Annotated in this window: 27 protein-coding genes; 18 read left to right on the top strand and 9 right to left on the bottom strand. The window is 70.8% G+C overall.

The window, feature by feature from the left end:
• Positions 1-117: 117 nt before the first annotated feature.
• Together P5G50_RS14490 and P5G50_RS14485 are read left to right on the top strand one after the other, a co-directional pair.
• Positions 118-1,068 carry a DnaJ domain-containing protein gene (locus tag P5G50_RS14490; protein ID WP_301208150.1) on the top strand — a complete coding sequence of 317 codons (951 nt, stop codon included), beginning with the start codon at positions 118-120 and terminating at the stop codon, positions 1,066-1,068.
• Between the two features lie 33 nt (positions 1,069-1,101).
• The gene (locus tag P5G50_RS14485; RefSeq protein ID WP_301208151.1) at positions 1,102-1,488 is read left to right on the top strand and encodes a VOC family protein; all 387 of its coding nucleotides are present in this window, start codon (positions 1,102-1,104) and stop codon (positions 1,486-1,488) included.
• 30 nt (positions 1,489-1,518) lie between these two features.
• Here P5G50_RS14485 and P5G50_RS14480 read toward each other — a convergent pair whose 3' ends face one another.
• Genes P5G50_RS14480 through P5G50_RS14470 form a run of 3 tightly spaced genes read right to left on the bottom strand, consistent with a single transcriptional unit; the run spans position 1,519 to position 3,208 of the window.
• Positions 1,519-2,328, bottom strand: a complete 810-nt coding sequence (locus tag P5G50_RS14480) for a DUF72 domain-containing protein (protein ID WP_301208152.1) — start codon at positions 2,326-2,328, stop codon at positions 1,519-1,521.
• The gene (locus P5G50_RS14475) at positions 2,328-2,693 is read right to left on the bottom strand and encodes an RNA-binding S4 domain-containing protein (protein ID WP_301208153.1); all 366 of its coding nucleotides are present in this window, start codon (positions 2,691-2,693) and stop codon (positions 2,328-2,330) included. Before P5G50_RS14475 ends, P5G50_RS14480 begins: the two co-directional genes overlap by 1 nt.
• A 2-nt stretch (positions 2,694-2,695) precedes the next feature.
• On the bottom strand, positions 2,696-3,208 hold the full coding sequence (locus P5G50_RS14470) for a hypothetical protein (protein ID WP_301208154.1): 513 nt from the start codon (positions 3,206-3,208) through the stop codon (positions 2,696-2,698).
• A 32-nt stretch (positions 3,209-3,240) separates the two neighbouring features.
• Between P5G50_RS14470 and P5G50_RS14465 the strand changes: the two genes are divergently transcribed.
• A complete protein-coding gene (locus tag P5G50_RS14465) occupies positions 3,241-3,744 on the top strand; it encodes a hypothetical protein (RefSeq protein WP_301208155.1) in 504 nt (167 codons plus the stop codon).
• Here P5G50_RS14465 and P5G50_RS14460 read toward each other — a convergent pair.
• Positions 3,728-4,552 (bottom strand): DUF1295 domain-containing protein, encoded by an 825-nt coding sequence (locus P5G50_RS14460; RefSeq protein ID WP_435870895.1) that lies wholly within the window; start codon positions 4,550-4,552, stop codon positions 3,728-3,730. The genes P5G50_RS14465 and P5G50_RS14460 overlap by 17 nt on opposite strands.
• Positions 4,553-4,603: 51 nt before the next feature.
• On the opposite strand from P5G50_RS14460, the gene P5G50_RS14455 reads away from it, so the two are divergent.
• From P5G50_RS14455 to P5G50_RS14440, 4 genes are all read left to right on the top strand, one after another.
• Positions 4,604-5,257, top strand: coding sequence for a CDP-alcohol phosphatidyltransferase family protein (locus P5G50_RS14455; protein ID WP_301208157.1), 654 nt, complete (start codon positions 4,604-4,606; stop codon positions 5,255-5,257).
• Positions 5,244-5,759, top strand: coding sequence for an FHA domain-containing protein (locus P5G50_RS14450; RefSeq protein WP_435870893.1), 516 nt, complete (start codon positions 5,244-5,246; stop codon positions 5,757-5,759). The genes P5G50_RS14455 and P5G50_RS14450 overlap by 14 nt, the downstream gene beginning before the upstream one ends.
• Positions 5,759-6,451 carry a transcriptional regulator FtsR gene (gene ftsR, locus P5G50_RS14445; protein WP_301208158.1) on the top strand — a complete coding sequence of 231 codons (693 nt, stop codon included), beginning with the start codon at positions 5,759-5,761 and terminating at the stop codon, positions 6,449-6,451. Before P5G50_RS14450 ends, ftsR begins: the two co-directional genes overlap by 1 nt.
• A 133-nt stretch (positions 6,452-6,584) precedes the next feature.
• A complete protein-coding gene (locus tag P5G50_RS14440; protein WP_301208159.1) occupies positions 6,585-7,136 on the top strand; it encodes a MerR family transcriptional regulator in 552 nt (183 codons plus the stop codon).
• Positions 7,137-7,253: 117 nt separating this feature from the next.
• Here the strand turns inward: P5G50_RS14440 and P5G50_RS14435 are convergent, their stop codons facing one another.
• Positions 7,254-8,075 (bottom strand): ParA family protein, encoded by an 822-nt coding sequence (locus P5G50_RS14435; protein ID WP_301208160.1) that lies wholly within the window; start codon positions 8,073-8,075, stop codon positions 7,254-7,256.
• 70 nt (positions 8,076-8,145) lie between these two features.
• On the opposite strand from P5G50_RS14435, the gene P5G50_RS14430 reads away from it, so the two are divergent.
• The 5 genes from P5G50_RS14430 to P5G50_RS14410 all read left to right on the top strand — a co-directional run bounded on the left by P5G50_RS14430 (position 8,146) and on the right by P5G50_RS14410 (position 15,448).
• Positions 8,146-11,550, top strand: coding sequence for a pyruvate carboxylase (locus P5G50_RS14430; protein WP_301208161.1), 3,405 nt, complete (start codon positions 8,146-8,148; stop codon positions 11,548-11,550).
• A gap of 55 nt (positions 11,551-11,605) precedes the next feature.
• The gene (locus tag P5G50_RS14425; protein WP_301208162.1) at positions 11,606-12,919 is read left to right on the top strand and encodes a MinD/ParA family ATP-binding protein; all 1,314 of its coding nucleotides are present in this window, start codon (positions 11,606-11,608) and stop codon (positions 12,917-12,919) included.
• 74 nt (positions 12,920-12,993) lie between these two features.
• Positions 12,994-13,485 carry a peptide deformylase gene (gene def, locus P5G50_RS14420; RefSeq protein ID WP_301208163.1) on the top strand — a complete coding sequence of 164 codons (492 nt, stop codon included), beginning with the start codon at positions 12,994-12,996 and terminating at the stop codon, positions 13,483-13,485.
• A gap of 36 nt (positions 13,486-13,521) precedes the next feature.
• A complete protein-coding gene (locus P5G50_RS14415) occupies positions 13,522-14,367 on the top strand; it encodes an NAD-dependent epimerase/dehydratase family protein (RefSeq protein ID WP_301208164.1) in 846 nt (281 codons plus the stop codon).
• A 172-nt stretch (positions 14,368-14,539) separates the two neighbouring features.
• Entirely contained in the window at positions 14,540-15,448 is a 909-nt protein-coding gene (locus tag P5G50_RS14410; RefSeq protein WP_301208165.1) for a hypothetical protein, read from the top strand.
• Between the two features lie 47 nt (positions 15,449-15,495).
• Here the strand turns inward: P5G50_RS14410 and P5G50_RS14405 are convergent, their stop codons facing one another.
• Positions 15,496-17,325, bottom strand: coding sequence for an AMP-dependent synthetase/ligase (locus tag P5G50_RS14405; RefSeq protein WP_301208166.1), 1,830 nt, complete (start codon positions 17,323-17,325; stop codon positions 15,496-15,498).
• Between the two features lie 178 nt (positions 17,326-17,503).
• Here P5G50_RS14405 and P5G50_RS14400 point away from each other — a divergent pair, with 178 nt between their 5' ends.
• From P5G50_RS14400 to P5G50_RS14390, 3 genes are all read left to right on the top strand, one after another.
• On the top strand, positions 17,504-18,457 hold the full coding sequence (locus P5G50_RS14400) for an ROK family glucokinase (protein ID WP_301208167.1): 954 nt from the start codon (positions 17,504-17,506) through the stop codon (positions 18,455-18,457).
• Positions 18,458-18,485: 28 nt separating this feature from the next.
• Entirely contained in the window at positions 18,486-19,175 is a 690-nt protein-coding gene (locus P5G50_RS14395) for a lysophospholipid acyltransferase family protein (protein ID WP_301208168.1), read from the top strand.
• A gap of 123 nt (positions 19,176-19,298) precedes the next feature.
• A complete protein-coding gene (locus P5G50_RS14390) occupies positions 19,299-20,630 on the top strand; it encodes a class II 3-deoxy-7-phosphoheptulonate synthase (RefSeq protein WP_301209361.1) in 1,332 nt (443 codons plus the stop codon).
• Between the two features lie 108 nt (positions 20,631-20,738).
• Here P5G50_RS14390 and pknB read toward each other — a convergent pair whose 3' ends face one another.
• Together pknB and P5G50_RS14380 are read right to left on the bottom strand one after the other, a co-directional pair.
• Positions 20,739-22,640, bottom strand: a complete 1,902-nt coding sequence (pknB, locus tag P5G50_RS14385) for a Stk1 family PASTA domain-containing Ser/Thr kinase (protein WP_301208169.1) — start codon at positions 22,638-22,640, stop codon at positions 20,739-20,741.
• An 85-nt stretch (positions 22,641-22,725) separates the two neighbouring features.
• On the bottom strand, positions 22,726-23,862 hold the full coding sequence (locus P5G50_RS14380; RefSeq protein WP_301208170.1) for a LysM peptidoglycan-binding domain-containing protein: 1,137 nt from the start codon (positions 23,860-23,862) through the stop codon (positions 22,726-22,728).
• 150 nt (positions 23,863-24,012) lie between these two features.
• Here P5G50_RS14380 and P5G50_RS14375 point away from each other — a divergent pair, with 150 nt between their 5' ends.
• The gene (locus tag P5G50_RS14375) at positions 24,013-24,357 is read left to right on the top strand and encodes an Rv2175c family DNA-binding protein (RefSeq protein WP_301208171.1); all 345 of its coding nucleotides are present in this window, start codon (positions 24,013-24,015) and stop codon (positions 24,355-24,357) included.
• A 29-nt stretch (positions 24,358-24,386) separates the two neighbouring features.
• Here the strand turns inward: P5G50_RS14375 and P5G50_RS14370 are convergent, their stop codons facing one another.
• The gene (locus P5G50_RS14370) at positions 24,387-25,505 is read right to left on the bottom strand and encodes a polyprenyl synthetase family protein (RefSeq protein WP_301208172.1); all 1,119 of its coding nucleotides are present in this window, start codon (positions 25,503-25,505) and stop codon (positions 24,387-24,389) included.
• A 78-nt stretch (positions 25,506-25,583) separates the two neighbouring features.
• On the opposite strand from P5G50_RS14370, the gene P5G50_RS14365 reads away from it, so the two are divergent.
• The gene (locus tag P5G50_RS14365; RefSeq protein ID WP_301208173.1) at positions 25,584-25,967 is read left to right on the top strand and encodes a DUF3040 domain-containing protein; all 384 of its coding nucleotides are present in this window, start codon (positions 25,584-25,586) and stop codon (positions 25,965-25,967) included.
• 252 nt (positions 25,968-26,219) lie between these two features.
• Positions 26,220-26,651 (top strand): division/cell wall cluster transcriptional repressor MraZ, encoded by a 432-nt coding sequence (mraZ, locus tag P5G50_RS14360; protein WP_301208174.1) that lies wholly within the window; start codon positions 26,220-26,222, stop codon positions 26,649-26,651.
• Positions 26,652-26,699: the final 48 nt, after the last annotated feature.

Below are 26,699 nucleotides of genomic sequence, written 5' to 3'. Positions count from 1 at the left end.
ACCCGCATGCGGTCAGTTACCGGCCGCAATCGAGCGACCACGCATATCGAGCGAATTCGCGGATCCGCGCGCTAGTCTCGGTGTTCGACCCCCGTCCCGACCAGACCCGAGAGCACGATGAGCGACAGTCCCGCCTCGCCCACCCCCTACGAGGTGCTCGGCGTCAGCGCGACCGTCAGCCACGACGACCTCCGCCGCGCCTACCGTCGCCTGCTGCGCGAGACCCACCCGGACACCGGAGGCTCGGCCGCCGCCTTCCAGGCCGTGCAGGACGCGTGGGAGCTGATCGGCGACCCCGAGGACCGCGCCCGCTACGACCGCGGCGAGGGCGTCGTCGTCGACGCCGTCTCCGGCGACGCGGGGGCCGGCGGGTTCAGCGCCACCGTCCACCCCACCCGCCCGCGCGGCGGAAGCGGCGGCGCGAGCGTGCGCGCCCGCTCCTACGGCCACCCCGGCGGCCGCGCCCGCGAGCGCTACCTCTCCCTCATGCGCGAATGGATGGGCCGCGGCACCGACCTCGACGACCCGTACGACCCCGCCCTCGTCCGCTCGGCGCCGCGCGAGATCCGCGGCCTGCTGGCGGAGGCGCTCGCCGAGGAGGCCACCGCCCGCGCCGTCTCCGGCCTGGGCATCGGCTTCACCATCTGGAACGACATCGCCGTGCCGCACTCCGACGGCAAGCTCGACCACATCGTGCTCGGCCCGGCTGGCCTCTTCGCCGTCCGCTCGGCCGACTGGGGCGGCGAGGTCAAGCTGGCCAAGGGCGAGATCGTCGGCCCGTCGCTCGCCCCCGACGAGGAGCCGTTCCACGAGCTGCACCGAGCGGCGAAGGCGGTCGGCCGCCAGGCGGGCGTCCGCTTCACCGGCCTCATCGTGGTCGTGCCCGACGACGACCTGGCGGTGCCGTCCGACGTGGTGCAGCGCGGAAGGCTGTCGGGCTCCCTGCTCGTGCGCCGCTCCCTCCTCCCGTCCATCCTCCGCGACGGCGCCAGCGCGGCCGGCCGCGAGAGCGTCGACCGCGTCTTCGACCTGCGCACCCGCCTGCAGGAGTCGCTGCGGTTCGTCTAGACGCGGGCGGCGCATCCGCGCCACCATGACCCCATGGTCACCCCACTCGACATCTTCAGCGGCTTCAGCGTCGACGACATCGCCGCGGCCCGCACCTTCTACCGGGACACCCTCGGCCTCGACGTCACGGACGGCCCGATGGACAACCTCGACATCGCGCTCCCGGCCGGCGGGCACGTCTTCGTCTACGCGAAGCCGGATCACACGCCGGCGAGCTTCACCATCCTGAACCTCGTCGTCGACGACATCGACGCCGCCGTCGACGACCTCAACGGCCGCGGAGTCGCGACGAAGATCTACGGCGACGAGCTGCCCACCGACGACAGGGGCGTCATGCGGGGCCGCAGCCAGGACCGCGGTCCGGACATCGCCTGGTTCCGCGACCCCGCGGGCAACGTGCTCTCGGTACTGCAAAACTGACGGAGCCGCGCCCGGCTCAGCGTGCCCGGCTCAGCGCAGCCGCTCGCGCAGCCCCATCGCGTCGTACGGCGCGCGCACCTTCACGTCGTTGTCGAAGTACGCGTAGACGTCCAGGCCCTCGGCCAGCCAGCCGCGCATGTCGCCGGCCCAGCGGTCGAGGGCCTCGTCGTCGTACCCGCTGGTGTACAGCTCCTCGTCGCCGTGGAGGCGGACGTACATGAAGTCGGCGGTCACCTCCCTGATCACCGGGTAGCGCCCCGCGGTGTCGGCGACGACCACCGCGACGCCGTGCTCGCGGGCCACCCGCACGAACGCGGGATCGGTGAAGGACTGGTGCCGCGCCTCCACCGCGTGCCGCAGCGGCAGGTCGGCGGCGATGGCGGTGTGGGTGCGGTCCTCGTCGAGCGTCGCCTCGCCCGCGAGCGTCGCGGCGGCCGCCGTGGTGCGGGGGAGCAGGGTCAGGAACGCGTCCAGCTCTTCCGGGTCGAGCGGCAGCGTGGGTGGCAGCTGCCAGAGCAGGGGCCCGAGCTTCGGCCCCAGCGCCAGTACGCCCGATGCGAAGAAGTTCGCCACCGCGGTGCGGGCGTTCTTCAGCCGGAGGATGTGCGTGATGTACCGGCCGCCCTTGACCGCGAAGACGAAGTCGTCGGGGGTGTGCTCGGCCCAGGTGCGGTAGCTGGAGGGGCGCTGCAGCGAGTAGAAGCTCCCGTTGATCTCGATCGAGTCGAGGCGCTCTGCGGCGTAGGCCAGCTCGGCCCGGTGCGGCAGCCCCTTCGGGTAGAAGACCCCGCGCCACGGCGCGTACGTCCAGCCCGAGATGCCGATGCGCGCCCGCGCCATCAGTGTCCTCGCAGCTGGTCCAGGAGCCTGCGGTCGCGTTTGGTGGGCCGCCCGGCGCCGCGATCGCGCAGCACGGCGAGCGGCGCCTCCGTCTTCGGCGGGGGAGGCGGTGTGCGGTCCTCGAAGCACTCGGCCGCCACCGCTGCGCCGACGCGCTTCACGATCAGCCGGCGGGCGATGTAGATCTTCTCGGTCCCGGCGACGAAGGCGCGCACCTCATCGCCGACCCTCACCGGCTGCGACGGCTTGGCCCGCTCCCCGTTGACCTTGAGGTGCCCGGCCTTGCACGCGTCCGAGGCGGCCGAGCGCGTCTTGAACAGCCGGACGGCCCACGCCCAGGAGTCGACCCGCACGCTCTCGGCCACGGTCAGACCCTCGCGGCCTCGCGCTCCGCGCCCGCGAGCTCGGCCGCGCCCTCCGCGCCCTCCGCGCCCGCGGCCTCCTCGGCCAGCGACGCCTTCCACTTCACCAGGCTGCGGACGGTGCGGCTCCTGTCCGCGGCGAGCTGCTCCATCACATCGGCGGGAACGAAGTAGTTGACGGCCACCCAGCCGCGCACGGTCTCCGATCGGTCGGAGGCGAGCGCGCGCAGGATGTCGCACGGCGTCGCCTCGTTCTTGGCGACGCAGCCGCGCACGCCCTCGTCCGGGTCCTTCGCGAGCGTCTCGAACAGGTCGGCCGGCGTGTTGTAGCTGCTGGCGACGGCCTCCCGGATCTTGGGGTTCGGGTCGGTTGCGAGCAGCCGGAGCCGACGGATCTTGCTCTCCGTCACCTCCGGCGCCGGGTGGAGCGCCGCCGCCTCCTCCGCCGTGAGCATGGCCGGGCGGGCCGCCCGCATGGCCTGGCGCTGGGCGGGGGTGTTGAAGCGGATGCACGACATGCCTCCACCGTAGTCCGGGTTACGGTGGAGGGGTGGAAGCCCTCCTGTCGCGTCTCGACCGCCTCGCCGGCGGCCGCCACGCGGCATACACGGTGCCCGAGGAGGGGCTCGACCACCCGCGCACCCGCCGCGCCTTCCACGTCATCGCCTGGCTCCTCGTCGTCGAGCTGCTGATCGGCACGGCCGCCGTGGCGGTGGCCGTCGTCCTCGCGATGGACGGCGTCACGGTGCCCTTCCCCGTGTGGATGCGGTCGGTCGTCGTCCTCGGCATGACCGTCACGCTGTTCTACTTCGCCTGGCGGGCGACGAAGGGCTACTACTGGGCCTACTCGCGGCTGCGGCTGTTCTCCAAGATCTTCCCGGTCGTCACGCTGGTCATCGCCGCGGTCCCCGGGCTGTACCCGTTGTGGATGGTGACCGAACAGATCGTGTTCAGCCTCATCCTGATCGGCGTGGCCGACTACCTCGACTCCGACCACATGCGCTCGGCGTTCCCGAAGCCGCCGCGGCGCGGACCGGTCACTGCGGCGCGCTGACGACCTCGCCGCGCGCCGGGAGCCACGGCACGATCGGCGACACCCTGCGCTGATACTCGGCGTACTCCGGGTAGCGCGAGCGCGAGATGCTCTCGGTGAAGACGGTGGAGCCGATGAAGAGCCCGGTGAGCAGCAGCGGCCCGATCACGGTCCACTGCAGCAGCGAGCCGGCCGCCACGCAGCCGAACAGGAACACCACCCACCACTGCGCCTGCTCGAAGAAGAAGTTGGGGTGCCGGGAGGAGCGGAACAGCCCGGTCTGCAGGAACCGCGGGCTCGGCGCGCGCCCGGCCGCCGCCTCCGCCTTCTTCCAGCGGTGGAACTCCCACTGCTGCTGATCGGCCACGGTCTCGCCGACGAGGAACGCGAGGAACAGCGCGGCGCAGACCAGGTCGAGCGGGTTCAGCGGCGTGCGGTGCTGCGACATCGTCCACATCGGCAGCGTGATCAGCAGCAGCAGCACGTTCTGGTAGATCACGATGAAGAGGAGGTTGAACACCTCGAACAGCCCGCGGCTCATGCGCCCGCGCAGCACCTGCCACCGGTAGTCCTCGCCGCCCGGAGCGTAGCCGCCCTTGCGCGCGAAGTTGAAGGTGAGCCGGATGCCCCACAGCGTGATCAGCGCGGCGACCAGGTCGAGCCGTGCGTCGGCGAGCCCGGCCGCCCCGGCGAAGATCCACGCGTAGGCGACGGGGACGATCGACCAGATGCGGTCGACCCACGAGTGCTCCTTCGTCACGAGCGAGAGCACCCAGGTCGCGGCGCAGACGGCCGCCAGCAGCCAGAGACAGACGATGATCGGGTCCACGGCCACATCCTAGGGCGCAGGCCGCACTGTGCCGCTCGGTAGAGTGGAGGAGTGGATGGTGTCGGCGCCCAGGCAGCGGTCCCGCCCGACGGGGTGAGCTCGCGCATCTGGACGATCCCGAACGTGCTCAGCTTCTTCCGGCTCGCGCTCGTGCCCGTCTTCCTCGTGCTCGTGATCACGGGGGAGGACGCCCTCGCGCTGCTCGTGCTCGTCGTCTCCAGCATCACCGACTTCCTCGACGGCTGGCTCGCGCGCCGGCTCGGCCAGGTCTCGCGGCTGGGCCAGCTGCTCGACCCGGCGGCCGACCGGCTCTACATCTTCGCCGCCCTGATCGGCCTGGCCTGGCGCGAGGTGATCCCGTGGTGGCTCGTCGCCGTCATCGTCGCCCGCGACGTCATGCTGGCGGTGCTCGGCGTCGTCCTGGCGAACCACGGCTTCGGCCCGCTCCCGGTGCACCACCTGGGCAAGGTCGCGACGTTCTGCCTGTTCTGGGCGCTCCCGCTGCTGATGCTGGGGGAGGCGTTCGCTCCGCTTGCGCCGTGGTCGCTGCCGCTGGGCTGGGCCTTCGCGCTCTGGGGCGCGTTCCTCTACTGGTGGGCCGGAATCGTGTACATCCGCGAAACCGCCCGCGTAATCCGCCTTCCGGCCGATGACAGGCGGCCGCTTTCCGATACGCTGGACGAGAAGGAGGTTGACGGTGCCTGACGAGACCAACAACGAGCCCACGGGCGGCCCCGCCGACGGCGACGCCGAGCGCAACCCCCTGCGCGCCGCGGGGAACGAGGACACGACGGCCCGCTTCGGCGAGGAGTTCGTGTCCAAGATGTTCCCGGTCGACGGGGAGATCTCGCCCGAGGAGCAGGAGGCCATCAGCGCGCTCCCGTCCGGATCGGCGCTGCTCATCGTGCGGCGCGGCCCGAACACCGGTGCGCGGTTCCTCCTCGACGCCGACGTGACGAGCGCCGGCCGCCACCCCAACGCCGACATCTTCCTCGACGACGTGACGGTCTCGCGCCGGCACGCGGAGTTCACCCGCCGCGGCACCGCGTTCGAGGTCCGCGACCTGGGCTCGCTCAACGGCACGTACTACGACGGCGTGCGCATCGAGAGCGCCCTCCTGTCCGACTCCGCCGAGGTGCAGATCGGCAAGTTCCGCCTGACCTTCTACGCCTCGCGCCAAGACCTCGCCGCAGCGGCGAACGGCTAGTGGCCCGGCCGGCAGCGAGGTCGCAGCCCGCGTCCCCCGCCCTGCTCAGCATCGGCCAGGTCCTCGCGCGGCTGACGCCGGAGTTCCCGGACCTGTCCTCGTCGAAGCTGCGCTTCCTCGAGGAGCGCGGTCTGGTGTCCCCGTCGCGCACCGCCTCGGGGTATCGCAAGTTCTCGCCCGCCGACGTGGAGCGGCTGCGGACCGTGCTCGGCATGCAGCGCGACCACTACCTCCCGCTCAAGGTCATCAAGAAGTACCTCGCCGACCTCGACGCGGGCCTGCAGCCGGCGATGCCCGGCACCGGGCGCGCTCCCTCGATCCTCGACAAGGGCACCCGGCTCCAGCGTCATGAGCTGCTGCAGGAGGCCGGCGCAACGCCCGATCTCCTGCAGGACGCGATCAGCGCCTCCCTGATCACTCCCGGCGACGTCTACGGCGAGGAGGCCCTCACCGTCCTGAAGGCGCTGGCCGAGCTGAGCCGCACGGGCATCGAGCCGCGCCATCTGCGCGGCTTCCGCGCCGCGGCCGAGCGCGAGATCGGCCTGATCGAGACCGCACTGGTGCCGATCGCCCGCCGCAACGACGTGTCGAGCCAGGCGCGCACCGCCGAGCTCGCCCGCGAGATCGCCGGGCAGCTCGACGTGGTGCGCGGCAGCATCATCCGCACCGCGCTCGCGCGGCTGCGACCCTGAGCCCGGCGCCGACCCCCGACACGCCGAGGCCGATTGTCCGGATGTCGTTGCCCGGTGCCCTCCACGTGGGTACCGTTGATGGAGCGCCGGACATCTCGGTGTGCGGTATCCGAACGGTCGAGAGGCGAACACCATGAGCGAACTGAGTCGTGACGGCGGCGTCGCCCGCTACGACCTGGGCCTGCTGTTCACCGACGGCCTCCCCGAGATGGACGACACCAACGGCTACCGCGGCGCGGTCGCCGCGCGCGCGGCCGGCATCTCCTACCGCCAGCTCGACTACTGGGCGCGCACCGGACTGGTGGAGCCCACCGTTCGCGGCGCCGCCGGCTCGGGCTCGCAGCGGCTGTACGGCTTCCGCGACATCCTCGTGCTGAAGCTCGTGAAGCGCCTCCTCGACACCGGCATCTCGCTGCAGCAGATCCGCACCGCGGTGAACCAACTCCGCGAGTCCGGCGTCAACGATCTCGCCCAGACCACGCTGATGAGCGACGGCGCGAGCGTCTACCTCTGCACCTCCGACGACGAGGTCATCGACCTGGTCAGCCGCGGGCAGGGCGTCTTCGGCATCGCGGTCGGCAAGGTGCTCCGCGAGGTGGAGTCGAGCCTCGTCGAGCTCGACACCCAGACCGACGCGATGGACGAGCTCGCCGCTCGCCGCGCCGCCCGCACCCGCGCCTCCTAGTCCTCACCCACAGACCGTCGAGTACGCGGATTCTCCGCGTGGTCGGCGGTTTTTGCGCGAGTATGCGCGTACTCGCGTGCTGCCCAGGGCGGGCATGAGCGGGCGACCGACGAAGCGTCAGGCAGTGGGCTGCGTCGCGTACTCGCCGATGCGGGCGGTGCGCAGCACGCGCTCCAGCAGCAGGTCGAAGTTGTGCGCCATCTCCTGCGCGCTCTCGCCGGGCCAGACGTGGAGGGGCTTGGCCGCTCCCTGCGCCTGCTGCAGCGACGTGCGCTCCGGCAGCTGCGGCGACAGCACCAGCGGGCCGAACATGTCGCGCAGCTCCTTGATGCGGAACTGGTGCTCCAGCGACTGCACGCGGGCGCGGTTGACGATGATGCCGAGCGGCTGGAGGCGCGGCGAGAGACCGCGGCGGATCTCCTCGATCGCGCGCAGCGCGCGGTCGGCGGCCGCGACCGAGAACAGGCCGGGCTCGGTGACGACGGCGACGCGGTCGCTCGCCGCCCACGCGGTGCGGGTCAGGGCGTTGAGGGAGGGCGCGCAGTCGATCAGCACGAGCTCGTAGTCGTGCTCGACGTTGGCGAGCGCCTCCTCCAGCTTCCAGATGTCGCGGATGCTGGGGTGCGGTCCGTCGAAGTTGATCGCCGACGGGCTGCCGATCATGACGTCGATCTTGCCGGAGCGGCCCTTCGTCCAGCCCGAGGGCGCGATCGCCGCGCGGACGATCTTCTCTTTCGGGGACGCGAGCACGTCGGCGACGTTGAGGTGACCGGCGACCTGGATGTCCATGCCGGTCGAGACGTCGGACTGCGGATCGAGGTCGACGACCAGGGTGCGGAGTCCTTTCGCGAACGCCGCCGAGGCAAGTCCGAGCGTCACCGTGGTCTTTCCGACACCGCCCTTGAGGGAGCTAACGCTGAGTACGTGCACGAGAGCCACGTTACCTTTACTAGTCTTGGAGAACCTAACCGTTTGCTGTGTGGTGTCGACCCCTGCTCGAAAGGTCCGCATGTTCCGTAAGATCCTCGTTGCCAATCGCGGTGAAATCGCCATCCGGGCCTTCCGGGCCGCCTACGAGCTCGGTGCTCGGACCGTCGCCGTCTTCCCCTACGAGGACCGCAACTCCATGCACCGGCTGAAGGCCGACGAGGCGTACCAGATCGGCGAGCCCGGGCATCCGGTGCGGGCCTACCTCGACGTGCAGGAGATCATCCGCGTCGCCAAGGAGTCGGGCGCCGACGCCATCTACCCGGGCTACGGCTTCCTCTCCGAGAACCCCGAGCTGGCCGACGCCGCCCGTGCTGCCGGCATCGCCTTCATCGGCCCGCGCGCCGAGGTGCTCGAGATGGCGGGCAACAAGGTCACCGCGAAGGAGCACGCGATCGCCGCGGGCGTCCCGGTGCTCAAGTCCACCCCGCCGTCGCGCGACATCGAGGAGCTGCTCGCCGGCGCCGACGAGATCGGCTTCCCGATCTTCGCCAAGGCGGTCGCCGGCGGCGGAGGCCGCGGCATGCGCCGGGTGAACAGCAAGGCCGACCTGCGCGGTGCGCTCGAGGAGGCCATGCGCGAGGCCGACAGCGCGTTCGGCGACCCGACCATGTTCCTCGAGCAGGCCGTGCTGCGCCCGCGCCACATCGAGGTGCAGATCCTGGCGGACTCCGCCGGCGAGACCATGCACCTGTTCGAGCGCGACTGCTCGGTGCAGCGCCGCCACCAGAAGGTGGTCGAGATCGCCCCCGCGCCGAACCTCTCCGACGAGATCCGCCAGTCCCTCTACCGCGACGCCGTCGCGTTCGCGAAGTCGATCGGGTACGAGAACGCCGGCACCGTGGAGTTCCTGCTCGACACCGCGGGCGACCGCGCCGGCCAGCACGTGTTCATCGAGATGAACCCGCGCATCCAGGTCGAGCACACGGTCACCGAGGAGATCACCGACGTCGACCTCGTCCAGTCGCAGATCCGCATCGCGGCGGGGGAGACCCTCGCCGACCTCGGCCTCAGCCAGGAGACGGTGCAGATGCGCGGCGCGGCCCTCCAGTGCCGCATCACCACCGAGGACCCGACGGCGAACTTCCGCCCCGACACCGGCAAGATCACCACGTACCGCTCGCCGGGCGGCGCCGGCATCCGCCTCGACGGCGGCACCATCAACCCGGGCGCGCAGATCAGCCCGCACTTCGACTCCATGCTGGCGAAGCTGATCACCCGCGGCCGCGACTTCCCGGCCGCCGTGCTCCGCGCGCGCCGCGCGCTGGCCGAGTTCCGCGTCCGCGGCGTCGCCACGAACATCCCGTTCCTGCAGGCCGTCATGGAGGACCCGGACTTCATCGCCGGCAACGTCTCCACCTCCTTCATCGAGGAGCGCCCCGAGCTGTTCCGCGGCCGCGCCTCCAAGGACCGCGGCACCAAGGTGCTCAACTGGCTCGCCGACGTCACCGTCAACCAGCCGAACGGCCCCCGCCCCGAGACCGCTGATCCGGCCGACAAGCTCCCGCGGATCGACCTGTCCGCGCCGGCGCCCTCGGGGTCGCGCCAGCGCCTGCTGGAGCTCGGCCCGAAGGGCTTCGCCGACGCCCTGCGCAACCAGACCGCGCTGGCCGTGACCGAGACGACGTTCCGCGACGCGCACCAGTCGCTGCTCGCGACCCGCGTGCGCACCCGCGACCTGCTCGCGGTGGCCCCGTACGTCGCCCGGATGACGCCAGAGCTGCTGTCGGTGGAGGCGTGGGGAGGCGCGACCTACGACGTCGCGCTCCGCTTCCTCGGCGAGGACCCGTGGGAGCGTCTGGCCGCCCTGCGCGAGGCGCTGCCGAACATCAACATCCAGATGCTGCTCCGCGGCCGCAACACGGTCGGCTACACGCCGTACCCGACGCAGGTGACCGACGCGTTCGTGCGCGAGGCCGCCACCACCGGCGTCGACATCTTCCGCATCTTCGACGCGCTCAACGACGTGTCGCAGATGCGCCCGGCGATCGAGTCGGTGCTCGCCACCGGCTCCTCCATCGCCGAGGTGGCGGTCTGCTACACGGGTGACCTGCTCGACCCGAACGAGGACCTCTACACGCTCGACTACTACCTGCGCCTCGCGGAGCAGATCGTCGAGTCGGGCGCGCACATCCTCGCCATCAAGGACATGGCCGGCCTGCTGCGACCGGGCGCCGCCGAGAAGCTGGTGGGCGCCTTCCGCGAGCGGTTCGACCTCCCCGTGCACGTGCACACGCACGACACGCCGGGCGGCCAGCTCGCGACGCTCCTCGCAGCCTCCCGGGCGGGTGCCGACGCGGTCGACGTGGCGAGCGCTCCGATGGCCGGCACCACCAGCCAGCCCAGCGCCTCCGCCCTCGTCGCCGCGCTCGCGCACACCGAGCGCGACACCGGCATCTCGCTCGGCGCCGTCGAGGACCTCGAGCCGTACTGGGAGGCCGTGCGCCACGTCTACGCGCCGTTCGAGTCCGGCCTCCCCGGGCCGACGGGCCGCGTGTACAAGCACGAGATCCCCGGCGGCCAGCTGTCGAACCTGCGCCAGCAGGCGAAGGCGCTCGGCCTCGCAGAGGACTTCGAGCTCGTCGAGGACATGTACGCGGCGGCCAACCGCATCCTCGGCCGCATCCCCAAGGTGACCCCGTCGTCGAAGGTGGTGGGCGACCTCGCCCTGCACCTCGCCGCCGTGCACGCCGACCCGGACGACTTCGCCGAGAACCCGCAGAACTACGACATCCCGGACTCGGTGGTCGGCTTCATGGCGGGCGAGCTGGGCGAGCTGCCCGGCGGCTGGCCGGAGCCGTTCCGCACCAAGGTGCTCGAGGGCAAGACCGTCAAGGTCGGCGTCGAGGACCTCTCCGCCGACGACGCGAGCGCCCTCGAGGGCGACAGCGCCGAGCGCCGCGCGACCCTCAACCGCCTGCTGTTCCCGGCTCCGACCCGCATCTACGAGCAGATGCGCGAGCTGTTCGGCGACCTGTCGGTGGTCGACACCCTCGACTACCTCTACGGCATGGCCCCCGGCGAGGAGCACGTCATCGAGTTCAGCAAGGGCGTCCGGCTCTACATCGGGCTCGAGGCGATCGGCGAGGCGGACGAGAAGGGCATGCGCACGGTCATGACGACGCTCAACGGGCAGCTCCGCCCGGTGTTCGTCCGCGACCGCGGCATCACCGTCGAGACCAAGGCCGCCGAGAAGGCCGACACGGCGAAGCCCGGCCAGATCGCCGCGCCGTTCTCCGGCGTCGTGACCCTGCAGGTCGCGGTCGGCGACGTCGTCGCGCCCGGCCAGGCGGTCGCCTCGATCGAGGCCATGAAGATGGAGGCGGCGATCACCGCCCCCGTCGGCGGCACGGTCGAGCGCCTCGCCATCCCGAAGACCCAGCAGGTCGACGCCGGCGACCTGCTCGTCGTGATCACCCCCGCCTAGCGCCTACAATGGCGCCCGTCGCCTCCGGAAGGAGGCGGAAGGAGACACCAGCACCGTGGCAGACAAGCCGGAGGAGCCCGAACGCGGCGCCCTCGCGCCCACGGACGAGGAGCTGACGCTCACCCCGTCCGAGACGCTGAGGATCGCCGTCGACCTCCCGCCGGCGCCGCCGCGCGAGGTCCCCGCCGACGAGGCGGCCGTCGCGATCGACGACGTGCCGGTCGACCCGGGGTTCGTCGCGTCGCCGACCGAGCCGACCACCACCTCCGTCGCGATCGTGGCGTCGCGGCTGGCGACAGGGCCGACCCCGACGACCGAGACGAGCGGGACGACGCCGGCGCAGCCTGCCGCCGCGGACGTCCCACCGCCGGCGGCGCGGGACGGCGTCTCGCGCCGCGACCGCCTGCGCGGCGAGACCTCCCCGCAGCCCGAGTCGGCGGCCATGCTGACCGCAGACCGGCTGCTGGAGGTCAATCGCAAGACCCGCCCCGGACCCGAGGGTACCTGGCAGCGCTTCGTGTACAACACGACCTTTCACGGTGTGAACCTCGGCGACTCGGCCAAGGTGCGGGCGCGCAAGGAGCTCGACCACCGCATCCAGAAGCAGTTCGAGGGCGGCGCGCGGTTCGTGCCGGTCCTCACCCGCAAGGGCGGGGTCGGCAAGACCACGGTGACGACGCTGCTCGGCATGGCGCTCGCGAGCGCCCGCGAGGACCGCATCGTCGCCATCGACGCGAACCCCGACCGCGGCACGCTCTCCGAGCGCGTGCCCAAGCAGACGCGGGCGACCGTCCGCGACGTCGTGCACAAGGCGGCCAGCATCGGCGGCTTCACCGACTTCTCGGCGCTCGTGTCGCGCGACGAGACGCGGCTCGACATCCTCGCCTCCGACACCGATCCGCTGCTCTCGGAGGCGTTCGACGAGAACGACTACAACGTCGTCGCCGACCTCGCGGCCCGGTTCTACTCGATCGTGCTCACCGACTGCGGCACCGGCATCGTCCATTCGGTCATGCGGGCGACCCTCCAGCGCGCCGACGAGATCGTCATCGTGTCCGGCGGCAGCGTCGACGAGGCGCGGCTGGCCTCCGAGACCCTGACCTGGCTGGAGGCCAACGGCTACGGCGAGCTCGTCAGCAACGCCGTCGTCGCGCTCAACACGGCGACCCAGGGGACCAACCTGGTGAAGCTGGAGGAGATCGAGTCGCACTTCCGCTCGCGGGTGCGCGAGATCGTCCGCATCCCGTACGACCCCCAGCTGGCGGCCGGCTCGGTGGTGTCGTGGAAGAACCTCAAGCCGCTCACCCAGCTCTCGGCCCGCACGCTCGCCGCGCTCGTGGTCGAGGGGCTCCCGGCCGAGCGCGACTGACCAAGAACCCGACTGACCGGGGCGCACGCGCGCGTGCCGCCCGACGCACCACCACCACTTTCCGAGGAGTAGCCGTGACCGAACGCCAGATCCGCCTGTTCGGCGACCCCGTGCTGAAGACGCCGTCCGAGCCGGTCCACCAGATCGACGACGGCGTGCGCGGACTCGTGGAGGACCTCGTGGACAGCGTGCTGCCTCCTGGCCGCGCCGGTGTCGCCGCGCCGCAGATCGGCGTGAACCAGCGGGTGTTCAGCTACAACGTCGACGGCCAGGTGGGCTACGTGATCAACCCGGAGCTGGTGGAGGTGTCCGGCGAGCCCGAGCTCGTCGACGAGGGCTGCCTCTCGGTGCCCGGACTGTGGTTCAAGACCGCGCGCTACCCCTTCGCGCGGGTGCGCGGGATCGACCTCGACGGCAAGGAGATCGAGATCTCCGGCACGGGCGTGCTCGCCCAGGCCCTGCAGCACGAGACGGACCACCTCAACGGGATGCTGTACCTCGACCGGCTGGACAAGGACACCCGACGCGAGGCCATGAAGCAGGTCCGCGAGAGCGACTGGTTCTGACGGGCCACCGCTCGGGCCTCCTCTAGACTCGACGGCATGGACATCGCCGTCACCGGAGGATCGGGCAAGCTCGGACGCACCGTCGTGCGCGAGCTGCGCGCAGCAGGCCACACCGTCGTCAACCTGGACGCCAACGGGGAGCGCGGCCCCGGCTTCGTCCGCGTCGACCTGACCGACTTCGGCCAGGTGCTCGACGCGATCCTCGGGGTCGAGGACCAGCACACCGGATTCGACGCTATCGTGCACCTCGGCGCGATCCCGGCTCCGGGTATCGCGCCGGATGCCGCGACGTTCCACAACAACATCCGCGCCACGTACAACGTCTTCCAGGCGGCCCGGCGGGCGGGTGTCCGCAACATCGTCTACGCGTCGAGCGAGACCGTGCTCGGCCTCCCGTTCGACGTGCCGCCGCCGTACATCCCGGTCGACGAGGAGTACCCGGCCCGTCCCGAGTCGACGTACTCGCTCGTCAAGCACCTCGAGGAGCAGATGGCGATCGAGCTGGTGCGCTGGGACCCGGCGCTGAAGATCGTCGCGCTGCGCTTCTCCAACGTGATGGAGCCCGCCGACTACGCCGCGTTCCCGTCGTTCGACGCCGACGCGCGCCTGCGCAAGTGGAACCTCTGGGGCTACATCGACGCCCGCGACGGCGCCCAGGCCATCCAGAAGGCGCTGGAGTGGGACACCACCGGCTTCGACCGCTTCATCATCGCGGCGGCCGACACCGTGATGACGCGCCCCAACGCGGAACTGGTGGCGGAGGTCTTCCCGGGCGTCGAGCTCAAGGGCGACCTGGGCACCAACGACACCCTCCTCTCGATCGCGAAGGCCCGCCGCCTCCTCGGCTACGCCCCGCAGCACTCCTGGCGCACCCACGCCTAACCCCCGCCCCGCCCTGCTGAAGATTTGCGCCAAATCTCGATTATTAGCGCGCCATAACCGAGATTTGGCACAAATCGTCGCACCGCACCGGACCGACTGTGGAGAGTGTCGGTTGTCCACAGAACGTGCCGGGACGCACTTCGCACGCGGGGGAGTTCCCCACGATGAGGGGATGCGCACTCCACAACCGCTCCCGCCGGCGCTTGTCGGCGGCCCGTTCACCCTCCCAGACGCCCAGCGGTACGGTGTCGACGCCCTCCGCCTTCGAGCGCGCGACATCCATCATCCGTTTCACGGAGTGAACCTGTCTGGCGCTCCTGACGGGCTCAGTGAGCGGTGCCGGGCCTATCTGCGCGTGATGCCGGCGCACGCGTACTTCAGCCACACCACCGCCGCGGCACTGCTCGGCGTCCCTCTCCCGATCGATGCCAGTCAGCATCCGCTCCACGTGTCGGTGGGTTCGCCCCGGACGGCGCCGCGCGGCAGGGGTGTGGTCGGCCACAGTCTCAGAACCGTGAACGGCGCGTGGATCGATGGCTTGCCGATCACCGCACCGTCGCACGTCTGGAGTCAGCTGGCTGGGATGATCGGGACGGACGATCTCATCGCCGCCGGCGACCACCTTGTCGGTTCGCGCTCGCGTGCGGCGCTCGTCACCATCGACGAACTGTCAACGCTCAGCGCGCGTGTCCGACGGACGAAGGGCGGCAAGGCGCGCGCCGAGGCTCTGCCGCGGATCCGGTTCGGCGCCGACTCGCGGCCCGAGACGCTGCTTCGCCTGCTCCTTGAGGATCTCGGGCTGGTGGACCTCGACGTGAATCGGCCGGTCGACGTCGGAGGCGCAGTGGGAGTGCTCCACCCCGATCTCGCCCTGCCGGAGCCGCGCATCGCCTTCGAGTATGAGGGCGACGGTCATCGGGTGGATCGTCGGCAGTGGTTCCTCGACATCCAGCGGCAGGGCCTGCTGGAAGCCGCTGGTTGGCGGGTCGTGCGGGTCACAGCCGACGACCTCTTCCGCAACCGCGGAGCATTCGCCGCCCGGCTTATCGATTTGTGCCAAAGCTCGGGAATCCAGGTCTAAGAACCGAGATTTGGCGCAAATCGTGGGGAGTGGGCGGGGTGACGCGCTCAGTGCGCCAGCGAGAAGCCCTGCGTCGTCGGGTTGTCGCTATAGATGCCGTCGATGACGTCGGCGAAGTCGGCGAGGATGACGTTGCGCTTGATGCTGAGCTTCGGCGTCAGGTGGCCGCTCGCCTCCGTCAGCTCCGTGGCCAGCACCACGAACTTGCGGATGCTCTCGGCGCGGGAGACGCCCGCGTTGGCCACGTCGATGGCGCGCTGGATCTCCGCGTGCACGGCCGGATTCACCGACGCCTCGGCGAGGGTCATGTCCTTGTCCTCGCCGTTGTTCGCGAGCCAGGTCGGCAGCATCTCGGTGTCGAGGGTGACCAGGGCCGAGATGAACGGCTTCTGGTCGCCGACCACGATCACCTGGCCGACCAGCGGGTTGGAGCGGATCGGGTCCTCGAGCGCGGCGGGGGAGACGTTCTTGCCTCCCGCCGTGACGATGATCTCCTTCTTGCGGCCGGTGATCGTCAGGAAGCCGTCGGCGTCGAAGGAGCCGAGGTCGCCGGTCTTGAACCAGCCGTCGTCGAACGCGGCGGCGGTCGCCTCCGGGTTCTTCCAGTACTCCTTGAAGACGTCGACGCCCTTCACCTCGATCTCGCCGTCGTCGACCAGACGGATGGAGACGCCGGGGAGGGCAGGGCCGACCGTGCCGATCTTGAACTTCGAGGGGAGGTTGACCGTCGCGGGCGCGGTCGTCTCGGTGAGCCCGTAGCCCTCGAGCACCTTGATGCCGAGGCTGTGGAAGAAGTGCCCGAGGTGCGACCCGAGCGGAGCGGAGCCGGAGACCGCGTAACGCACCCGGCCGCCCATCGCCGCGCGCAGCTTCGAGAACACGAGCCGGTCGAACAGGGCGAACTTGAGCTTCAGCCCCAGCGGCACCGAGCCGGCCTCGACCGCCTTCGAGTGGGCGACGGCGACCTCGGCGGCGGCGCGGAAGATCTTGCCCTTGCCGCCGGCCTCCGCCTTCTGCTCGGCCGAGTTGTAGACCTTCTCGAACACGCGCGGAACGGCGAGGAGGAAGGTCGGCTTGAAGCTCTCGAGCGCCGGGAGCAGCTGCTTGGTGTCGGCCTGGTGCCCCACCTTCACGCCGCCGGTGACGGAGAGCACCGCGATGAACCGGGCGAAGACGTGCGCGGTCGTGATGAACAGGAGGGTGGAGGCGCCGCCCGGCTGGTTGACGAGCTCGGTGAGCGCCTCGGCCGAGTTGCGCGAGAGCTCCACGAAGTTGGAGTGGGTCAGCACGCAGCCCTTCGGCCGCCCGGTCGAGCCGGAGGTGTAGATCAGCGTGCCGAGGTCGGAGCCCTTGGCGATGCGGCGCCGCCGCTCGATCTCCTCGTCGGGGATGCCGGCACCGGCCGCGACGAGCTTGTCGAGGTCGCCGAGGTGGAGCTGCCAGACATTGCCGATGAGCGGGAGGTCGGGGTGCACCTCGTCGAAGCGCGCGTGCATCTCCGCGGTCTCTAGGATGATGGCCACGGCCTCCGAGTCGGCCATGTTCCACTGGATCTGCGCGGGGGAGGAGGTCTCGTAGACCGGCACCAGCACGGCGCCGGCGAACCAGGTCGCGAAGTCGATCAGCGTCCACTCGTAGCGGGTGTGGCACATGAGGCCGATCTTGTCGCCCGGCTGGATGCCGGCGGCGACCAGGCCCTTGGCCAGCGCGACGACCTGCCGGTGGAACTCCGCTGCCGAGATGTCGCGCCAGCCGGCTCCGTCGGGGAGGGCGAACAACGGCGCGTCCGGGGTCGCGGCCACGCGCTGCACGAGCAGATCGGTGGCGTTCGCCTCGGGGTCGGCGGGGACGACGGCGGGTGTTTCGAACTGGATCACGGTAGCTCCCTCGGTACCGGCGGACGGGCGGTGCGACCGAATGGCTTCGGCCGCACGAGATAACTACACTCTAGATGGTGCGGCCGGGAGTCACCCGCGAGCGTGAGCCGGCGCCCCACCTTCCGCCCTCCGCCCGTCCGGAGGGCGTCTCCACCCGTCTCCTGAGGAAGGCCCGCCTGTGCACGCGATCGGAATCGACATCGGCGGGACCAAGATCGCGGGCGCCGTGGTCGACGAGCTCGGCGTGATCGTGCGCGAGGAGCGCGTGCCGACCGATGCGAGCAGCCCGGCGCTGATCGAGGACGCCGTGGTCGGCATGGTGCAGCGCCTGCAGCAGGGCCCCGAGCAGATCGTCGGCGTCGGCGTCGCGGCGGCCGGCTTCATCGACGCGGCGCAGTCGACCGTGTACTACGCCCCCAACATCAACTGGCGGCACGAGCCCTTCCGGGAGAAGCTCGAGCGCCGCCTCGACATCCCCGTGCTGATCGAGAACGACGCCAATGCGGCCGGCTGGGCGGAGTTCCGCTTCGGTGCCGGGCGGCTCGTCAGCGACATGGTCATCCTCACCATCGGCACCGGAGTCGGCGGCGCGATCGTCAGCAACGACCGCCTGTTCCGCGGCGGATTCGGCGCCGGCGCCGAGATCGGCCACATGCGCGTCGTCCCCGGCGGCCTGCCGTGCGGCTGCGGCGCGCACGGCTGCATCGAGCAGTACGGCTCCGGGCGCGCGCTGCAGCGCATGGCCAACGAGTTCGCGGACGCCGGAGGCATCGGCCAGGCCCTCGCCGACGTGCGCGCGCGCAACGGCGGCGTGCTCAGCGGCTCCGACATCTCCGCCCTGATCATGGCCGGCGACCCCGGCGCCCTCGCCGCGCTGCGCCAGCTGGGCGACTGGCTCGGTCAGGCGTGCGCGAGCCTCGGCGCCATCCTCGACCCGCAGGTGTTCGTGTTCGGCGGGGGCGTCGCCCAGGCCGGCGAGCTGCTCCTCGAGCCGATCCGGCTGGCGTACCTCGAGAACCTCCCGGCGCGCGGGTTCCACCCCGAGCCCGAGTTCACCATCGCCGAGCTGGTCAACGACGCCGGGGTGGTGGGGGCCGCCGACCTGGCGCGCCTGCACGCCGCCTCCCTCTGAGGCCCGCAGCGGGTTAGGCTCTGAGTCGATGTTCTACTGGCTGATGAAGAACGTGATCGCGGGGCCGATCCTCAAGGGCATCTTCCGCCCCTGGGTCGTCGGTCTCGAGAACGTGCCCGCGGAGGGCGCGGTCATCCTCGCCAGCAACCACCTGTCGTTCATCGACTCGATCTTCCTGCCGCTCGTCGTGGACCGGCACGTCTCCTTCCTCGCCAAGAGCGACTACTTCACCCGCAAGGGGCTGAAGGGATGGGCGACCAAGGCGTTCATGAACGCCACCGGCCAGCTCCCCATCGACCGTTCCGGCGGCAAGGCGTCGGAGGCCTCGCTCAACACGGGCCTCCGGGTGCTCGCGCGCGGCGAGATCCTCGGCATCTACCCCGAGGGCACGCGCAGCCCCGACGGCAAGCTGTACCGCGGCCGCACCGGCGTCGCGCGGATGATCCTGGAGGCCGGCGTGCCGGTCGTCCCTGTCGCGATGGTCGACACGGCGAAGATCATGCCGATCGGCACGCGCCTGCCGAAGATCGGCCGCATCGGCATCATCATCGGCGAGCCGCTCGACTTCTCCCGCTTCGAGGGGATGGAGGGCGACCGCTTCATCCTGCGCTCGGTCACCGACGAGATCATGTACGAGCTGCACCGCCTCGGCGACCAGGAGTATCTCGACGTCTACGCGTCCACCGTGAAGGAGAAGCGGGCCCAGCTTTCACGGTAGGCTCGGAAGTCACCCCAATCCACCGGCGCGCGGCAGTGCCGGCGCCTCGATCCGAGCGGAAGACCAGTGTCCCAGCACCTGCTTGCAACGACCACCGACCCCGTCGTCACCCCTGACGCGTCCGTGATCGAGGGCCTGGACTATTGGCGCACGCTGCCGATCAAGCAGCAGCCGGCTTGGCCGGACCCGGAGGCCGCCGCGGCCGCCTCCGCCGAGATCGCGACCCTCCCTCCGCTCGTCTTCGCCGGCGAGGTCGACCAGCTGCGCATGCGGCTGGCCCGCGCCGCGCAGGGCGAGGCGTTCCTGCTGCAGGGCGGAGACTGCGCCGAGACGTTCGCCGGCGCCACCGCCGACCAGATCCGCAACCGCGTGAAGACCGTGCTGCAGATGGCGGTCGTGCTGACCTACGGCGCCTCGGTGCCGGTCATCAAGATGGGCCGCATGGCCGGCCAGTTCGCCAAGCCGCGCTCCAGCGACACCGAGACCCGCGGCGGCGTCACGCTGCCGGCGTACCGCGGCGACATCGTCAACGGCTACGACTTCACCCCGGAGTCGCGCCAGGCCGACCCGCGCCGGCTGGTGCAGGGCTACCACACCGCCGCCTCCACGCTGAACCTCATCCGCGCCTTCACCCAGGGCGGTTTCGCCGACCTGCGGCAGGTGCACAGCTGGAACAAGGGCTTCGCCGCGAACCCGGCGAACCAGCGCTACGAGGGCCTCGCGCGCGAGATCGACCGGGCCATCAAGTTCATGGAGGCCGCCGGCGCCGACTTCGACGAGCTCAAGCGGGTGGAGTTCTACTCCAGCCACGAGGGCCTGCTGATGGACTACGAGCGCCCGATGACCCGCATCGACTCGCGCACCGGGACGCCGTACAACACGTCGGCGCACTTCATCTGGATCGGGGAGCGCACGCGCGACCTCGACGGCGCACACGTCGACTTCCTGTCCCGGGTGCGCAACCCGATCGGCGTGAAGCTCGGCCCGACGACGACCCGCGACGACATGCTCCGGCTGATCGACAAGCTCGACCCCGAGCGCGAGCCCGGTCGCCTGACCTTCATCACGCGCATGGGCGCCGGCAAGATCCGCGACGCCCTGCCGCCGCTGCTGGAGGCCATCAAGCGCTCCGACGCGACGCCGCTGTGGGTCACCGACCCGATGCACGGCAACGGCCTGACGACGCCGACCGGCTACAAGACGCGCCGCTTCGACGACGTCGTGGACGAGGTCAAGGGCTTCTTCGAGGCGCACCGCGCGGCGGGCACGAACCCCGGCGGCATCCACGTCGAGCTCACCGGCGACGACGTCACCGAGTGCCTCGGCGGCTCGGAGCAGATCGACGAGGAGACGCTGGCCACCCGCTACGAGTCCCTCTGCGACCCGCGCCTCAACCACATGCAGTCCCTGGAGCTCGCCTTCCTGGTGGCCGAGGAGCTGTCGCACCAGGACTGACAGTCCGCCGAGGGGCGTCGTTGTGCCGTTATTCCGCCCGGATAGCGACGCAACGACGCCCCTCAGCGCAGGTGGGTGCGTGCGGGAGCGAGTGGGGGAGCGTGCGGGCTAGAAGCCGGCGAAGTTGACCGTGATCTCGGAGCCCTTCTCGACCCGCTCGCCGACGCCGGGGTTCACCTTGGCGACGACGAACGCAGTCGGGACCACGTCCGCGATCGCGCTGTACTTGAGCTTGAAGCCTGCGTCGGTGAGCGCCTTCTTGGCGACGTCCCACGTCTTCCCCACCACATCCGGTACCGGGACCGGTTCCGGCCCCTTCGAGATCTCGAGGACCAGGGTGTCGCCCTTGTGCACGGGGTCGGACTGCGGCTGGGCGGAGATGACGTCGCCCTTGTCGATGCTGTCGCTGTAGCTCTCGGGGCCCGACTGCGCGAGGAGGCCGACGTCGCGGAGGGTCGCGGTCGCGTCCTCGACGTTCTTACCGGTCACATCCGGGATGGCGCCGAGCGAGACGACGAGGTTCACGGTGGCCGCTTCGAAGTACGAGCCGCCGCCGGAGATGTCGGTGCCGTCCGTGGCGCGCGTCGCCGCGAGAACGGTGCCGGCGGGCGCCTTGCCGTCGAACTGCTCCGCCGTCTCGCCCACCTTCGCGCCCTGGCCGGTGATGGCGGCCTTGACCGCGTCGAGCGGCTGGCCGGCGAGGGCGGGCAGCTCGATCGGCTTCGGGCCCTGGGAGATGCGGAGGGTGACCTGGCCGCCGCGGTTGACGGGCGTGTCGGCGCCGGGGTCGGTGCTCGAGACCTGACCGGTCGGCACCGTGACGCTGTACTCCTGGGCCTGCTTCACGGTGAAGCCGAGGTCGGTGAGGGTGGCGGTGGCCTTGTCTGGCGCCTGGTTGACGACGTTCGGCACGTCGACGAGTGAGCCGGGGCCGGCGCCGAAGTACCAGCCCGTGCCTCCCGCCAGGCCCGCCAGGAGGATGACCAGCGCGAACAGCCACCAGCCCTTGGCGCGGCGGCGCTTGGTGGCCGTCGTCAGCGACTCGGCCGCGGACGGCGTGTTCGCGGCGACCTGCTGGCGGATGGCCGGGTTGATGATCTGGGTGTCGCCCTCGACCACGTCGAACGCGGGAGGGAGAACCATCGTCGGCTGCAGCGTCGCCTCGCCGCGGATCGACTTCTCGGCCTCGATCAGCCGGTCGAGCATCTCGCGCGCGTCCTTGGGACGGCGGTCAGGGTCCTTCTCGGTCGCCCACAGGACCAGCTCGTCGAGCTCCGCGGGCACGGCCGGGTTCTTGCTGCTCGGCACCGGCACCGCGTCGTTCGCGTGCTGGTAGGCGATCTGCATCGGCTGCTCACCCTGGAACGGCTGCTGGCCGGTGAGCATCTCGTACATCATGATGCCGAGCGCGTAGATGTCGCTGCGGGCGTCGGCGACGCCGCGGGTGACGAGCTCGGGGGAGAGGTAGGCGATCGTGCCGAGCAGCGCCTGGCCGGTGGCGGTGTTGGCGGAGGCGGCGCGCGCCAGCCCGAAGTCGCCGATCTTGATGCGGCCGTCGTCGGCGAGCAGCACGTTCTCGGGCTTGAGGTCGCGGTGGACGATGCCCGCCTTGTGCGCCGCCGCGAGACCGCTGAGCACGGCCTCCATGATGTCGATGGTCTGCTCGGGCGTGAGCCGGCCGTAGTCCTTGAGCAGGTCGCGCAGCGTGATGCCGGGGAGGTACTCCATGACCAGGTAGGCCATGTCGGAGTCCTGCCCCTGGTCGAACACGTTGACGACGTTCGGGTGGGCCAGGCGCGCGGCCGAGCGGGCCTCCTGCACGAACCGGCTCTTGAACGTGCTGTCGTCGGCCAGGTGGCCGTGCATGATCTTGATGGCCACGCGGCGCTCGAGGCGCAGATCGGTGGCGAGGTAGACCGTCGCCATGCCGCCCCTGGCGATGCGTGAGCGCACCTGGTACCGGCCGTCGATGAGACGGCCGATCATGGGGTCGGTCTGGCTGGTGGTCACGAGTCGAGTCTAGGGAACGACACCCGCGCGATCCCTGCAAAACACCGGACTTCCGTGCGGCCGTGACCGGGCTGTGACATTCCGCTCAGCCCAGCTGCGCGAGCCAGGCGCGCGCCGAGGGCTCCCACTTCGCGTACGCGTCGGGGAAGGCCGAGATCTGCACGGCCTGAGCGGCCTGCGTGACCGACATCGAGGTCCAGCCCGGGATGTCGAGGAGGCCGCGGGTACGCCCGGCGTTCGGGTTGCCGTGCCCGCCGTAGAAGGCGCGGGTGGCCCGCACGGGGTCGAGCACCTGCTCCGGCGTTCCCCAGCCGGTGCTGGGCCGCTGCTGGAACAGCCCGAGGGAGTCCCGGTCGCCGTACCGGACGTTGCGGAGACCCGACTCCTGCGCAGCGGCGGCGAGGGCGATCACGATGCCCTGGTCCGGCACGCCGGATTCGCGGCCGATGCGCACGATCAGTGCCGCGTTCGCGCGCATCTCGTCGGTGAGGGCGATCACCTGGCCGGGCGCGATGCTGGGCCGGGGCGCCGGAGCGGGAGCCGACACGACGGGTGCGGGAGCGGCCGGCGCCGGGGCGACGGGCGTCGGGGTGTTGACCGCCGCCTGCGTCATCCCGGGGATGGTCACCTGCTGTCCGGGGAAGATGAGGCTGGAGGCGCCGAGCCCGTTGGCGCTCAGCACCGCCTTCGTCGGCACGCCGAAGCGCGCGGCGATGCCGCTGATGGTGTCGCCCTTGGCGACGGTGTACTTGGTCGCGGCAGGGGGAGCGGGAGCTGCCGGCGCGGGAGCGGGAGCGGTCGGCGCGCGGCCGCCGGAGAGCGCGAGCACCTGGCCGGGGAAGATCAGACTCTTCCAGCTGAGGCCGTTGAGCGCGAGCACACTCGCCGTCGACATCCCGAAGCGGGCCGCGATGCCTGACACGGTGTCTCCGGTCTGCACGCGGTAGGTCGCCGGTGCGGCGGCGGTGGACGTGGCGGCGGGGGAGGCGCTGGGAGCCGAGGCGGGAAGCGCACCGCGGATGGTGTCGCGCGACCCCGTCTCCGGCGCCTTCTCCTTCGCGCGGTCCGTCTCGGGCTGCTGCACGTTCGCCGCCGGCGCGAGCACGCCGACCGTCATGGCGATCGAGCTCACGAGCGCGATCGGCACGGTTCCGAGGCGGCCGCGCGTACGCCGTCTGCCTCGCTCGTCGCCCGCCGATGCGGCGGCGTCGGCCAGTGACATGGGACCCCCACCTCGTGTTGCTCAGCGAGCCTCCACCGTGACACAGCATGCGCACAGAGTCAACCAGCGTGACGCGTGTGACACCAGTTAACATGATCGTAACAATCGACCGGTGCCTCGAACCCGCCCGGGTCATGGCACGCTTGAAGGGTGAACGACCGCGTCCAGGCCACCACCGAGTGGCTCACCATCCCGGATCTCGTCGACCGGCTGGGCCTCGGCGTCAGCCGCGTCCGCCGCCTCATCGAGGATCGCCACCTGGCGGCCAAGCGCATCGACGGTGTGCTGAAGGTGCCCGCCGTCTTCCTCAGGGACGACCAGCCGCTCGGCGAGCTGCACGGCACGCTCGTGGTGCTCGGCGACGCCGGGTTCAGCGACGAGGAGGCCGTCGACTGGCTGCTCGAGGAGGAGGAGAGCCTCGGCGCGCCTCCCATCGAGGCGCTGCGCGCCGGCCGCAAGGCCGAGGTGCGCCGCGTCGCCCAGGCGCTGGCCTAGCCGAGCCTCTGGGAGCGGCGTGCGTGCCGCTAGGCGGTCCGCCGCGTCACCGTGACGGCGAGTTCGCGCAGGTGCGCCTTCGCCGCATCGCCGATCGGAGCCTCCTCCAAAGCGGCGATCGCCCGCTCGACGTTGCGCGCGATCATCCCCTCGACCGTGTCGACCGCCCCGGACTCCCGGATGGTCATCTGTAAGGTCTGGATCTGCTGCGGCGTGAGGTCGGGGTCGCCCAGCAGCTCGTCGAGCGCGGCCCGCGCACCGGCGGGAACCGCCTCGCGGGTCAGCGCGATGAGCACGGTGCGCTTGCCCTCGCGGAGGTCGTCGCCGCTGGGCTTCCCGGTGACCTCTGCGTCGCCGAAGACCCCGAGCAGGTCGTCGCGCAGCTGGTAGGCGATGCCGAGGGGCAGGCCGAAGGCGCGCAGCGCCTCCAGCTGACCGACCGTCGCCCCGGCCAGGCTCGCGCCGATCAGGAGCGGCGACTCGATGCTGTACTTCGCCGACTTGTAGACGATGACACGCTCGGCGCGGGCGAGCTGGTCGGCGTCGGGGCGGCCGGCCCAGCCGATCTCCTCGAAGATGTCCAGGTACTGGCCGGCGGTGACGTCGATCCGCATCCGGTTGAACTCCGCGCGCGCCGAGCGCCGGGCGGCCGGGCTGACCAGCTGCTGCAGCCCCTCGTCGAACAGCTCGTCGCTGAGGATCAGGATCAGGTCGCCCAGCAGCGTGGCGGCACCGAAGCCGAAGCTCTCGCCGGAGCCCTGCCAGCCCTCCTCGTCGTGGAGGGCCTGGAAGCGCCGGTGGGCGGACGGCTTGCCCCGGCGCGTGTCGGAGTTGTCGATCAGGTCGTCGTGGACCAGCGCGGCGGCGTGGAACAGCTCCAGCGCCGACGCGACCGAGACGACCGCGTCCAGCGGCCCGCCGGCCAGCACGGGCGCGTCGCCGGCATCGTCGCCCGCCGTGCGCACGGCCTGCCAGCCCCAGAAGCAGAACAGGGCCCTGAACCGCTTGCCGCCGCTGAGAAAATCCCTTGAGAACGCCGCGATCGGCGAGAGCTCGTCGGCGATGGAGACGAGAATGGAGGCGCGCGCATCGAGGAACCCATCGATTCTGGACTGGATGAGGTCGACGAATCGGATGCTTTCTGACACACGCCTAGCCTAGCCAGAGCCGCCAGACTAGAATCAGCCACACACCGCCCCGGACCCGCAAGAAAGAGGGGGAAACGGATGCCGCTTTCGGAACATGAGCAGCGCCTCCTCGAAGAGATGGAGCGCAGCCTCTATCAGAACGATGCCGACTTCGTCGCGAAGGTCGGGGGCAAGCGAGCACGGCCCGCCTACCGCTCGATCGTGCTCGGCGTGCTGATCGCCGTCGTCGGTGTCGCGGTGCTCGTGACAGGCGTGTTCGTGCAGCAGCCCATCGTCGGCATCCTCGGCTTCGTCGTGATGTTCGCCGGCGTGCTGGTCGCCATCGCCCCGGGCAAGCGGGTCTCGCTCGACGACGCCACGCCGACCTCCGCCCGCACCGCCAAGGCCGCTCGCGGGCGACAGGCCGGGTTCATGGACCGCATGAACGACCGGTGGGACAAGCGTCAGGACGGCGAGCACTGAGCCGGGAGCGCTAGGCGCTCCACCTCCCTCCACGTAAGGGCCGATCGAATTGATCGGCCCTTTTTCGCGCCCGGATTCCTCCCCGCCGCGCCCCATCTCCTCCATTTCCCTCCACCGGCTATTTCCGCGTGATTCCGGGCATCGTCGTACCCATTTCGGGGCAATTCGCCCCAATGCCTCGAAAACGTGGTTGAAAGTGGAGTAAAGTGGAGGCACACCGCAACCTTGGCCGGGAGAGTGGGGGAGGATCCGATGTTCCTCGGTACCTATGCCCCCAAGCTCGACGAGAAGGGGCGCGTCATCCTGCCGGCCAAATTCCGGGATGAGCTCGCGTCCGGACTCGTCCTCACCCGTGGCCAGGAGCACTGCGTCTACGTCTTCAGTCAGCGCGAGTTCGAATCGCTGCACGAGAAGATCCGCCAGGCGCCGGTGACGAGCAAGCAGGCCCGCGACTACCTGCGCGTGTTCCTCTCGGGGGCGAGCGCAGAGGTCCCGGACAAGCAGAACCGGGTGACCGTCCCCCCGGCGCTGCGCTCGTACGCGGGACTGGATCGCGACCTGGTCGTGATCGGTGCGGGCAGCCGCGCCGAGATCTGGGACTCCCAGGCCTGGGAGACCTACCTGGCGGAGCAGGAGGCGGCGTTCGCGAGCACGGAGGAGGAGGTGATCCCGGGACTGTTCTAGCGCCTGGCGCCGGACTCCCAGCCATTCGCCCTGACGCACTTCCCCGGT

This window comes from Leifsonia williamsii, from assembly GCF_030433685.1.
In the GTDB taxonomy this organism is placed as follows: Bacteria; Actinomycetota; Actinomycetes; order Actinomycetales; family Microbacteriaceae; genus Leifsonia; species Leifsonia williamsii.
This window is presented reverse-complemented; position numbering and strand designations above follow the sequence as displayed.